We start from the raw sequence: 11938 nt of genomic DNA, 5'->3' as shown, positions 1-11938 counted from the left end.
ATTTTAGTTGACCACTACACGCTGGTTGAAGAGTGAGATTGAACACTGGTTGCAGGAGCGCATTGCCAAATCCAGAGCTTAGTCATCATATCACTACCCTTCCCGTACAAACCGCAACATCTAAATCACATCGGAAATTCAACTATGAAAAAGTATCATGCCCGCCATGAGGTATTACTACGCCATTACCAACATTGGTTGGATGGCTTTACTAAACTCGCGGTTTATCAGGGAATGTGCCACCCCCTCATCAAGAATAGCCACCAGCTTATGGTGGCTGATATACGCTTTCCTGATAACGGCAGCACCCCCGCTGTCGTTCCTGTATGCCTATCTTAATACACGGTAAAACGTTCCCTGAGGCATTATCGGTACAATCTGATATGGATGTGAGCCTAGAGGTCGATAACCGCCTACTGCGTTACCACCCGATGCTGGAGGGCATTTTACTCAGTGAATGCATGCGGCTTGGACAACGTTCGTTTGTCAACAAACTGATTAGCCTGTTTAACCAGTTCAATAACCCTGAGCTGCGTCCCAAACTGATGTGGCTGTGCTGGTATGATTTAATGCTGGGTTTTCCGTTAGACGCTTGGCTGAATGCTCTGAAGATGAAAACTGAAGAACAGCTGGTGGAATGGCTAATTGGCAGGCAAATGGAGAACTGGGGGCTGGAGAGGATCATGGATGATTATGTGTTGTTTGGAAGCACTGGCGTTCTTCAAAATACTTTGACTTAAGCACAGATGTCGGAAATTAATAGTGTAGCAGAAAGCTTCCTGAAAATGATAAAGCAAAATTATATCTGGCAATCCCAAAGCTAGACTACTATAGCAAATTAGGCGATATCTTTCAGGTATTACAGTGAACATTACCCATGCTATTCACATGGATATTGTTCACCTGTAACTTCATATGACGAAAATTATTGCAACCTCAAGAGAGAAAAGCGCCTTGGTATATGAGCTCAAAACCAGAGGTCTGCCTATTTCATAAAAAAGCAATAAGAGTTATCTTTTAAGAAAAGATTAAGACTGCTGCTTAGGATACGTTATGGATGCTTTACAAACTGCGCTGGAAAAGCTGGTAAGGGATGACGGTGATACGATTTATAGTTATTTTCAAGAAATTAAATCTGATTACCTGATTGAGGGAACTTCTGCAACTTGCCATTTTCATTGTATAAATTTGGATGGAAATGGACGTCCAAAAGTCAGTGCCCTTATTCAATATCTTGTGGGAAAAGTTATTGACTATGCTATTCCACGTAAAAAGATAAACGAGGCTATAAAATATCAACAAGAAACAGGTTCAACTCTTAAAATTACCAAGTTATTTATGCAGGCAATGGGGTTGTTTACCAGTATTTCGAATAGTGGTGAAGGAGGGGAGTTAATCCTTTTTTTATTCGCGGAAAAATTCTTAAAACTTCCTCAGATTATTTGTAAGATGAACCTTAAAACCAATACTGAAATGCATTATCATGGTGCTGATGGAGTACATTTAGGTGTTGATCTGCAAAGCCAAAAACTATGCTTATATTGGGGGGAATCAAAACTATATTCTGATTTAACACAAGCAATATATAAATGTATGAAAAGTATATCCCCGTTGATTACTAGTTCTTTTGGAAATGGAAGTGCAGAGGAGAGAGATATTCAGTTACTCAGTGATTTTATGAATATTGATAATCCTGATCTAGAAATTGCATTAAAAAAATTTTTAGACCCTGATGAACCTGATTTTAATAAGCTAGAGTATCGTGGTATTTGTCTAGTAGGTTTTGATATTGATGATTATCCAACTGAGCCAAATAAATTGACTATTAATGGATTAGTTGAGTCTTTTAGCGACAAGATTGATACATGGAGAGATAGTATAAAAAAAAGGATAGTTGAAGAAAATATTCATGGAATATCATTGCATGTATTTTTAATTCCATTCCCTTCAGTTGATAGTTTTAGAAAGGCATTGATTGCCTCTCTGAATGGTGAATAATATGAGTATGAAAGAACTCCCCTACTGGTTAGCTAATAATCAAGGTTTTATCAATAAACTAAAAGCACTAACTATTGAATCTGTAGTTAATCAATTTCCGTCGGTCAAAGCATTTTATGATAAAAGCACTTCAAGTTTGGATATAGGCTATTTACTTACTTGCGGTAGTATTTTATCTCAATCAAATGATGAACTTTGTCAAGATGCAGCCTTGAGAATATCGCAATATTGTTTGATTAACTCAAATAGCGAGCAAAGGAAAGATAGCTCAGCATTAATTTTAGATACATTAGCAAATAATACTGCTGTAGAGCTTGCTATAACAAAAGGATTTCTGAGTAAGGATTTTGAGAAGAGGCTACCTATTGCTGGCCAGCTAGAAATTACAAAAAGAAAAATTGAGCATACGATAGAAATTGGAAATGATAAATCTATTTATGCAAATAAATTTCAATCTGAGTTTTGGGAGAGCGCACAACAGTATGAGTGGGTTAGTATTTCTGCGCCAACATCAGTTGGTAAAACTTTTATCTTAGAATCTTGGGTAGAAGACTATATTTCTAAAAAAGATAGAAGTTTGATCGTTTATTTAGTACCAACTAGAGCGCTGATAAGTGAGGTATTTGAATCAATTGTAACACGACTTGATCCATACAGAACTGGAGTTATAAATATACAGACATTGCCTCTTAAAACCTCTTATAACAGTACAAAGACAAATATTTTTATATTCACCCAAGAAAGGTTGAATATATTTAATAACTCTCTAAATGAAAGTTTGATAGTTGACCTATTAATAATAGATGAAGCACATAAAATAGGCGATTCACTTCGTGGTATATTTTTGCAATATGTCTTGGAAATGACCTGTGCAAGAAATAGACAGATTAAAGTGATTTTTGCTAGTCCCTTTACATCTAATCCGGAACTATTATTATCAGATGCGCCTTATAAAGGAAAAACCAGTGTAATAAAAAGTAGCTATGTAACAGTTAATCAGAATCTAATTTGGGTAGAACAAAGGCCTAATACTCCTAAAAAATGGAAAATGTATTTTTTCTTTAGGGGGAAACAAGAATTTATTGGTGATTTTGATTTAGAAAACACACCATCCTCAGACAGTAAAAGATTATCCTTTATTGCATTGGCTTTAGGAAAACATACATCTGGGAATGTTGTTTATGTGAATGGTGCTGCTGATGCAGAAAAAATAGCTAAGCAAATTGCAGATGGTTTAAATGAATCTTCTAAGGATGAGGATGTTTTAAATTTAATTGAGCTAAGTAATAAAGTTATTCATGAAAGGTTTGCTCTTAATTTCACTTTAAAAAATGGAGTTGCGTTCCATTACGGCAATATGCCATTGATAATCAAAACTGAAGTGGAGCGATTATTTAGTAAAGGTAAAATAAAGTATTTGGTCTGTACTTCTACACTGGTAGAAGGTGTAAATCTAGCCTGTAAAAATATTTTTATCCGTGGGCCTAAAAAAGGTAGTGGAAAACCTATGGCTGAAGATGATTTTTGGAACTTGGCGGGTCGAGCTGGGCGTTGGGGAAAGGAGTTTCAAGGAAATGTAATTTGTATCGACACTAATAATGAAAAAATATGGAATGGCACACCTCCAATTAGTAAAAAAAATATTAAGATAATTCGTGCAACTGATTCATTACATGACGAAATCGACTCTATTTTTGAGTATATTGATTCACCCAATCACTATGGAATGACACGATTTAATCCTAAATTGCAGGGATTATTTAGTTATTTATGTATCTCTCATTACCTTCACGATGGATTAGTATACAACCCTTATATTGAAAAATATAACTTAGACAATATAGATGTATTGAATGATAAAATTACTGAAGTATTGAATGCTTTGAGCTTTCCCCTTGAGGTTGTATCCCGCAATCCAGGTATCAGCCCAATACTAATGCAAAATTTATGGAACAGGTTTAACGACTGCGATAAAAATAACTTAGAAAATTTACTCTTAGCTGATCCATCAAGTGATAATGCGCTATCCTCATACATTGCAGCATTTACACGAATATCTGATACGATGAGTATCGAATTAGGGTATAACTCTAAAGGCGCGTTTGTACTTGCCCTTTTAGTTATTAATTGGATGAGAGGATATCCACTTGCAAGATTGATTTCTGAAAGAATAACTTACCTTAAAAAGAAAAAAAAAGAATATAAGGAACCATCCGTTATTAGAAATGTTATGGAAGATGTAGAACGAGTTGCTAGGTACCAAGCACCTAAACTACTTTCTTGTTACAATGATTTATTAAAAAATTTTTATGTTACTGAAGGGCGGGCAGACCTTATTGAGTATATTGATGAAGTAGGTGTCTTTTTAGAGCTTGGAGTAAGCATAAAGACACAAATATCTCTAATTAGTTTAGGTTTTTCAAGAACATCGGCTGTTATGATATCTGAATATATAACAAAAGACAATTTTGATGAGTTATCTTGCATACAATGGATTGTTGAGAATAGTAGTTTACTTGATGATTTACCTGCATTGGTAAAATTAGAAATTTACTCTATTGTTAATGGTGTTAAATTATAATTGTTTATGGGGTAGCTTATATGATTTTAGTTATATCTAAGACTATAACATAATTTAAACTAACTGTAGAAATAATCAAAAATGGTGAATTAGGAATTGTTCAAATTCACCATTGATATTTAATTTTAAGCAGCCATTTGTCGAGACAACCTCAGTTCCTCAATCCGACAAGCTCGACAATGTGACTGAGGCTTTTTTTGTCCTCTGAGCATACGAAATCCAAAATAAAACTCAATTCCCATAGTTCCATACGCTGCTTTATAGCAACGTGGACAGCTTGTTGATATTTTATCTGACATAGTCTATCCCTCTACAATTTCAGATTTTTTATCTTTAACCGGGATCTTAAACATCCCACCATTTGGGCGAGTAATTCTTTTACCCTTAACTGTAATGTAAGGTCTAAAGATATACTCTTGTTCATCTGTACTAGCTTTATTCATGGCTGATCTTCCATTTTTGCCACAAGAATGTTGATTTTTTAACAGAAAGTTGTACTGTTATTACCAGCAAATCTTGTGGCTTGCTTTCTATAAGCACTTAACTCTGACCTTAAGTGCCACTCACTTCCTGATTTGTACAGATGGGTTTTAACTAAACCCATCTGACTACTTTTCTTTTGTTACCCCTTTAAATGGCGTGCCGTCCTGTTTTACATCCATTATTTGCCCTGTTTTTGAATCCCTTTTCGCCCATAGCCCTGAAGGTGTTTGGAACTGCGAGCGATCCTTGACTGCACCAATCCTTCGGTTATCACCATAAGGTTTATTTGTTGCCATAGATCTTATTCTCCTTTGTTGTTTTATTATGCTAAACTAGTACTCATGATTACAGATCTTGAGTATCAGATCAAGCATTAACCAACATTAAAAATAGGGCATTTAAAATGGAAAAAAAATCCATAAGAAATCAGAATGTTATAGACCGACTCTGGTATATAGAGTGGCTTTTGATGTTCAAGGGTTGGTTATCACGTACTGAATTAACAGAAAAATTTAGTATTCAAGAAGCCGCTGCTACTAGAGATATCCGTAAATATAGAGATATGGCAGAAAAAAACCTTCACCTTAACCATAGCGTAAAAAGATATGAAATAAATCTTGATACATTTAGTCCAGAGTACGATGTTCCTGTTGAAACAGCATTGTCTCGGCTAAGAAATAAACAAGAAGCTATGGCTATGGGATATGAAAATGTCGGAATAGAAGCAATTCCACGCTTACAACACCCGAAGATTAACGTATTAGCAGCTATCTCAAGATCAATCCTTAATAAACGAGCTATTATTATTAATTATCAATCTCTTAAAAATGGACATTCAGTGAAAGAGATTGCTCCTCATTCGATGTTTGATAGCGGTATTAAGACATATACAAGATGTTATGATTTTGAAAAAGAAAAGTTTATTGATTTAGCGCTCAATCGAATAGGTGACATTGAGACAGAAAACGGTCAAGCACCTGATGAAGCATCACAAAAGCAAGACAAGAAATGGAATACATTTATTACTCTTGAATTAGAAGCTCACCCAATGGATGGAAAAATAGCTAATAAGAAAACTATTGAGGATGACTTCGAGATGATTAGTGGGATAAAAAAAGTTCAGGTGAGGGCTTCACTAGCTCAATACTGGCTACAACGTTGGAATGTCGATTGCTCGAAAGATGCACATATGAGTGATTCTCTTTATCAATTACATCTTCGTAATTCCGACATACTAGATAATATTGACGGTTTTTTCCCAGGAAAAAATAACTAATGATAATGACCTTTGGGGATATCCCAAAGGTCATTATTGATTAATTTTATCTTCAAGCTGGAGCTAAAAAAATTCATTCTGACGGGCAGTATTACGTCAATGATAAACATTTTGTTTACAAATATTCTATTATGAAGTGCTAGCTGGTATTGCAAAAAAACAGATAACTTTTTCCATATTTTCGCTAACATTGTAACTTGTCAAAAACCAAGCTAGTGTTCTTTATATTAAATATCGTAAATGTTAACCTCTCTACGCAATCAGGATTATAAGCATCTATAAACTATGAGTAAACTTACAGAACATTCCATCGAATTTGCTAAAAAGCATATTGAATATTATTACGATTCAGATTTTTTTCCAAAAGGTTTTGAATTCGAAGCCATTTGGCATTGTTGGGATGATGTTAAGAAGTACTTATTAGGGAGTAACGTTGGGAAACTTAGAACTAAACATCCATTAACAATGGCGTCCAAAAAACCCTCGGGAAGCTATAGAATAGTCCATCAACTCGAGCCTCTAGATACAATAATTTATACTGCATTGGCATACCTAATAGCCGAGAAAATTGAACAAGTTAGAGCAAATAAACGTATTGCATGTTCATATAGATTTACTGTTGATGAAGGTGTGTTTTTTGAGAAGAACTCCGGCTTCAAGATATTTACTGACATGATCGAAAATCTATCAGATCGATATCAGTACATACTAGTAACCGATATAACTGATTTTTATAATCAAATTTATTTGCACAGACTTAATAATGCAATTGAACGTGCTGATTCAGATTTAAAAGATATTGCAGATGATACCGAACGGTTTATATCATCCTTAAATGATAAAGCATCTAAAGGAGTCCCCGTTGGCCCAGCAGCCAGCATAATAATGTCAGAGGCTGTGTTAATAGATATAGATGAGTATATTACAAATTTTGGAGTGGAGCATACCAGATATGTAGATGATATAAGAATATTTTCTGATTCCAGAGAGGAACTTGAAAAAATACTCGAAAAAACCACATTATATTTACATGAAAATCATAGACTTACACTGGCATCAGACAAAACTTTTATACAAGAAACAGAAAAATATGTTGAAAGTGTGCTTCATAATCAATATGAAATGGAGAAGGTTGAAATATTCGAAACTCTTGAAATATTTAATCCATACTCTGGAACGATTGAATATGAGGAGGTAGTTATCGGAGAGAAGCCTGATTTAGAGGGGCATCTCACGCATATCGCAGAACAACTTTTAAAACGAGATGTTATTGATCTAGGCCTCGCAAGGGCATTGATTAGAAAAGCTAAAGTAAATCGTATTGAATTTATTGCCAATATAATTTTTGAAAATTTTGATTTTTTTTCACCAGTCATAAATGATGTCATTCTTTATTTTAAGGCCTTGTCAAATAGTAAATGGATAAAACAAAATCGAACAAAATTCATTTCTATAATATCTGCTGCATCTATAAATCAAAGTTTGGTTCGATACTGGGTAGAGTGGTTTTTCTCTGGAAACGAAATCCTACTTCAGTTTCCAGAAATACGAAAATTTATAACTCTGAGCGATTTTGTCGAGCATCAATCCTTAGCTGCTATAACCTCAAAAAATGTTTCATGGGTAAGGGATAATAAAAATAAAGTATTTTATGTTGGTGAAAAAGGAAAACGCGCTATATTAAGGTCAACAAGGATACTTCCAAAAGATGAGCGTGATAACTGGCTTAGAAATATAGAAAAAAATACTCCAGAAGAATTAGATAGATGGATTATTAAATGGATTATAGATACAGCTTAAAATAGCCATCCTTACATATAGACATAAAGATGGCTATTTAGCATTAAAAATTCACACTCACCACATTATCCAAACTCCCTTCCAACTCATCCATGTAATCTGCATACCACTGCATCATTTCCCTGCGCCCATCCATATACTGAGCGTGATTATACGTGCCACGGATCGCGTTTTTGTCGATATGTGCGAGCTGGGTTTCAATCCATGCGGAATTATATCCCTTCTCATGCAAAATCGTGCTCATCGCATGGCGAAAGCCATGTCCTGTCAGCCTTCCTTTATACCCCAACAGCTCAATAACCTGATTAATGCTTTCCTTGCTGATCGGCTTCCTATGGTCGTTACGGCCTATAAAGACTAGCTCATAATGCCCTGATAGTGGCTTAAGTGAATTAAATAACTCTATCACCTGTTTTGATAACGGCACAACATGTGGGCGTTTCATTTTCATCACTTCAGCAGGGATCTCCCAGATGCCTTTTTCTAAATCAATATCCTGCCAACGAGCAAAGCGGAGTTCTTGCGTCCGAACCGCTGTCAGCAGAATAATTTTAGTTGCCGTTTTGGTGATCACGCTGCCTGTATACCCTGCTAAATCCTTCAGAAAATAAGGTAGTTCTTCAGCGGTTAAGAATGGGAAATGTTGTTTCTTCGGAGGGGTAAGCGCTGAAGCCAGATCCGGTGCAGGGTTATATTCAGCTCTCCCCGTAATGATTGCGTATCTATAGACCTCACCACAACGCTGGCGGACTTTGCGCATCTTTTCTAAAGCTCCGCGCTTTTCCATTTTTCGCAGGGTTTCCAGCAGCTCTAGGGGCTTAATTTCAGCTATCGGGCGTTTACCTATATAAGGAAAGATATCTTTTTCAAAGGTATCGATAATTTCATCACGATAACGTAGTGACCAGCGATCTGCTTTAGACTTATGCCATTCACGGGCAATAGCTTCAAACGTATTCCCTGTACTGAGCTTTTGAATCGCCTTCTCTTCTTTTTTGATTTGGCTCGGGTCATCACCAGCAGCTAATACTTTTCTGGCTTGATTTCTCATTTCGCGAGCTTCAGCAAGAGTGACTGTTGGGTAAGTCCCAAAAGAGAGCTTCTTCTCTTTCCCCATAAAACGATATTTCATTCGCCAATAGCGCGAACCTTTAACTGTAACTTCAAGGTAGAGACCATTACCATCAAACAATCGATATGGTTTCTCCTTAGGCTTTGCTGCTTCGATTTGACGCGCTGTTAACGTCATTGGGGGCTCCTAATTTTCACCTATTTTTTCAAGCCCCCATATAAGCCCCAACAAACAGATTGATTGGGATTGACCTAAGTTGACCTCAGGAGACTGAGGAATGTATTAATAGCTGGTATTATAAGGGATTAGTTGAGCTTTGTGGAGTTGTATTGAACTTGAGTGGCGGAAGATCACAGGAGTCGAACCTGCCCGGGACCGCTGGCGGCCCCAACCGGATTTGAAGTCCGGCCGCCCCACCGGGGACGATGATCTTCCGTTTTGAGGTTGCACAGTATACGCTTTCCGGCAGGGATTCAAAAGTTCTCTTGTGTTTTTTCCTTTGAGGTACATCAGTATCATGCGATTTTTTACGGGAATGATTTTTAATCAGCATAATAACACTAAAAATCATTGAACTTGCCGCGGTGTATCCCCATCTTATAGAGAGTTTCGATTTTCATTTTTCATGTGTATGTGCGCCGTGGCGGACGTGCACCAGCAGCCAACAGGATGGTTTATGATGAACCCTTTGCTTACCCCGACCCAGAATCAGTTACCGGCATTTTCTGCCATCAATCCGGAATGTATTGTGCCTGCGGTGAAAGAAACGCTGGATAATTATCGTCAGACGGTAGAGCAGGTGGTGAGTCATGCACCTGATTTTACATGGGAAAATGTGTGTGTCCCGCTGGCGGAAGCCGGGGATAAATTATCCCGTGTCTGGTCGCCGGTTGGTCATCTGAATTCTGTCAAAAACAGCCCTGAACTGCGCGAAGCTTATGAGCAGTGTCTGCCGCTGCTGTCTGAATTCAGCACCTGGATGGGGCAGCATGAAGGGCTGTATAACGCCTATAAATCACTGAAAAACAGCCCGGCGTTTGCGTCACTGTCTCAGGCACAGCGTAAATCCGTGGAAAATTCACTGCGTGATTTTGAGTTATCCGGTATTGGTCTGTCACCGGAGAAACAAAAACGCTACGGCGAGATTTCAGCCCGTCTGTCTGAGCTGGGGTCGTTGTTCGGCAATAATGTGCTGGATGCCACCATGGGCTGGAGCAAACTGATTACCGATGAAAGCATGCTGGCCGGTCTGCCGGAGAGTGCGGTTGCGGCTGCACAGGCACTGGCGGAGTCCAAAGGTGAGAAAGGCTGGCTGTTTACCCTGGATATGCCGAGCTATCTGCCGGTAATGACTTACGCTGATAACCGCGAGCTGCGCAAAGAAATGAGCGAAGCCTACGGCACCCGTGCTTCCGAGCTGGGACCGAACGGTGGTAAGTGGGATAACAGCAGTGTGATGGCGGAGATTTTAGCGCTGCGTCATGAACTGGCACAGTTACTCGGCTTTAAAAACTACGCGGAAAAATCCCTCGCCACCAAAATGGCGGAAAACCCGCAGCAGGTGCTGGATTTCCTGAATGACCTGGCGGAGCGCGCCCATCATCAGGGTGAGCAGGAAGTGGCTCAGCTGGCAGCGTTTGCCAAAGAACATTACGGCGTTGATAAACTCGAGCCGTGGGATATGGCCTATTTTGCGGATAAGCAAAAACAGCATCTGTTCTCGGTCAGTGATGAGCAGCTGCGTCCGTACTTCCCGGAAGAAAAAGCGATCAGCGGGTTGTTTGAAGTGATCCGCCGGATCTACGGGATCACCGCCAAAGAGCGTTTCGGGGTGGAAACCTGGCATCCGGATGTTCGTTTCTTTGATTTATTTGATAAGAACGGTGAGTTACGCGGCAGCTTCTATCTGGATCTGTATGCCCGTGAGCATAAACGCGGCGGGGCGTGGATGGATGACTGCATCGGCCGTATGCGCCACAAAGATAATTCCCTGCAAAAACCGGTTGCGTATCTGACCTGTAACTTTAACAAACCGGTCGGCGGTAAACCGGCGCTGTTTACCCATGATGAAGTGCTGACTCTGTTCCATGAGTTCGGACACGGCCTGCATCATATGCTGACACAGATTGATGTGGCGGATGTTTCCGGCATCAATGGTGTGCCGTGGGATGCGGTCGAACTGCCGAGCCAGTTTATGGAAAACTGGTGCTGGGAGCCTGAGGCACTGGCCTTTATCTCCGGTCATTATGAAACCGGCGAGCCGCTGCCGCAGTCACTGCTCGACAATATGCTGGCAGCGAAAAATTATCAGTCTGCGATGTTTATTCTGCGTCAGCTGGAGTTCGGGCTGTTTGATTTCCGCCTGCATGCGGAATATGACCCGGCAACCGGCGCGCAGGTCATGCCGACCTTACTGTCTGTGAAAGAGAAAGTCTCTGTGGTGCCTGCCGCGCCGTGGAACCGCTTCCCGCATGCGTTCAGTCATATCTTTGCCGGTGGTTATGCAGCCGGTTACTACAGCTATCTGTGGGCCGATGTGCTGGCGGCGGATGCATTCTCCCGCTTCAGCGAGGAAGGTATCTTCAACCCGGTCACCGGTCAGTCCTTCCTGGATAATATTCTCAGCCGGGGTGGCTCGGAAGAGCCGATGGTCCTGTTTGAGCGCTTCCGCGGCCGTAAGCCGGAACTGGATGCGATGTTAAAAGGCTACGGAATCAACGGGTAATAC

The 11938-nt window shown here is 39.3% G+C and carries 8 protein-coding genes, 1 tRNA gene and 1 pseudogene; 6 read left to right on the top strand and 4 right to left on the bottom strand.

Annotated elements, in window-relative coordinates; genetic code table 11:
• Positions 1-144: 144 nt before the first annotated feature.
• The 3 genes and pseudogenes from U868_RS23800 (at position 145) to U868_RS0120455 (ending at position 4579) form a co-directional block, all read left to right on the top strand.
• Positions 145-740: pseudogene (locus U868_RS23800) on the top strand (hypothetical protein).
• 313 nt (positions 741-1053) lie between these two features.
• Positions 1054-1998 (top strand): HamA C-terminal domain-containing protein, encoded by a 945-nt coding sequence (locus U868_RS0120460; RefSeq protein ID WP_025154902.1) that lies wholly within the window; start codon positions 1054-1056, stop codon positions 1996-1998.
• 1 nt (position 1999) lies between these two features.
• Positions 2000-4579: a DEAD/DEAH box helicase gene (locus U868_RS0120455; protein ID WP_025154901.1), complete on the top strand. Its 2580-nt coding sequence runs from the start codon at positions 2000-2002 to the stop codon at positions 4577-4579.
• Positions 4580-4881: 302 nt separating this feature from the next.
• Here U868_RS0120455 and U868_RS25770 read toward each other — a convergent pair whose 3' ends face one another.
• Positions 4882-5022 (bottom strand): hypothetical protein, encoded by a 141-nt coding sequence (locus tag U868_RS25770; RefSeq protein WP_205275542.1) that lies wholly within the window; start codon positions 5020-5022, stop codon positions 4882-4884.
• Positions 5023-5187: 165 nt separating this feature from the next.
• Positions 5188-5358 carry a hypothetical protein gene (locus U868_RS25765; protein ID WP_205275540.1) on the bottom strand — a complete coding sequence of 57 codons (171 nt, stop codon included), beginning with the start codon at positions 5356-5358 and terminating at the stop codon, positions 5188-5190.
• 107 nt (positions 5359-5465) lie between these two features.
• Between U868_RS25765 and U868_RS0120445 the strand changes: the two genes are divergently transcribed.
• Together U868_RS0120445 and U868_RS0120435 are read left to right on the top strand one after the other, a co-directional pair.
• Complete coding sequence (locus U868_RS0120445; protein WP_025154900.1) at positions 5466-6338, top strand: WYL domain-containing protein; 873 nt, start codon at positions 5466-5468, stop codon at positions 6336-6338.
• A 285-nt stretch (positions 6339-6623) separates the two neighbouring features.
• Positions 6624-8138 carry an RNA-directed DNA polymerase gene (locus U868_RS0120435; protein ID WP_025154898.1) on the top strand — a complete coding sequence of 505 codons (1515 nt, stop codon included), beginning with the start codon at positions 6624-6626 and terminating at the stop codon, positions 8136-8138.
• Between the two features lie 43 nt (positions 8139-8181).
• On the opposite strand, the gene U868_RS0120430 is transcribed toward U868_RS0120435, so the two are convergent.
• Both U868_RS0120430 and U868_RS0120425 read right to left on the bottom strand, forming a co-directional pair.
• Positions 8182-9387 carry a tyrosine-type recombinase/integrase gene (locus tag U868_RS0120430; protein WP_025154897.1) on the bottom strand — a complete coding sequence of 402 codons (1206 nt, stop codon included), beginning with the start codon at positions 9385-9387 and terminating at the stop codon, positions 8182-8184.
• A 163-nt stretch (positions 9388-9550) separates the two neighbouring features.
• Positions 9551-9645, bottom strand: a tRNA-Sec gene (locus tag U868_RS0120425).
• Between the two features lie 241 nt (positions 9646-9886).
• On the opposite strand from U868_RS0120425, the gene prlC reads away from it, so the two are divergent.
• Positions 9887-11935: an oligopeptidase A gene (prlC, locus tag U868_RS0120420; protein WP_025154896.1), complete on the top strand. Its 2049-nt coding sequence runs from the start codon at positions 9887-9889 to the stop codon at positions 11933-11935.
• Positions 11936-11938: the final 3 nt, after the last annotated feature.

This window comes from Morganella morganii H1r (genome assembly GCF_000633515.1).
Lineage (GTDB): Bacteria > Pseudomonadota > Gammaproteobacteria > Enterobacterales > Enterobacteriaceae > Morganella > Morganella morganii_B.
The sequence above is the reverse complement of the archived record's forward strand: the minus strand, read 5'-3'. Positions and strand labels throughout refer to the sequence as shown.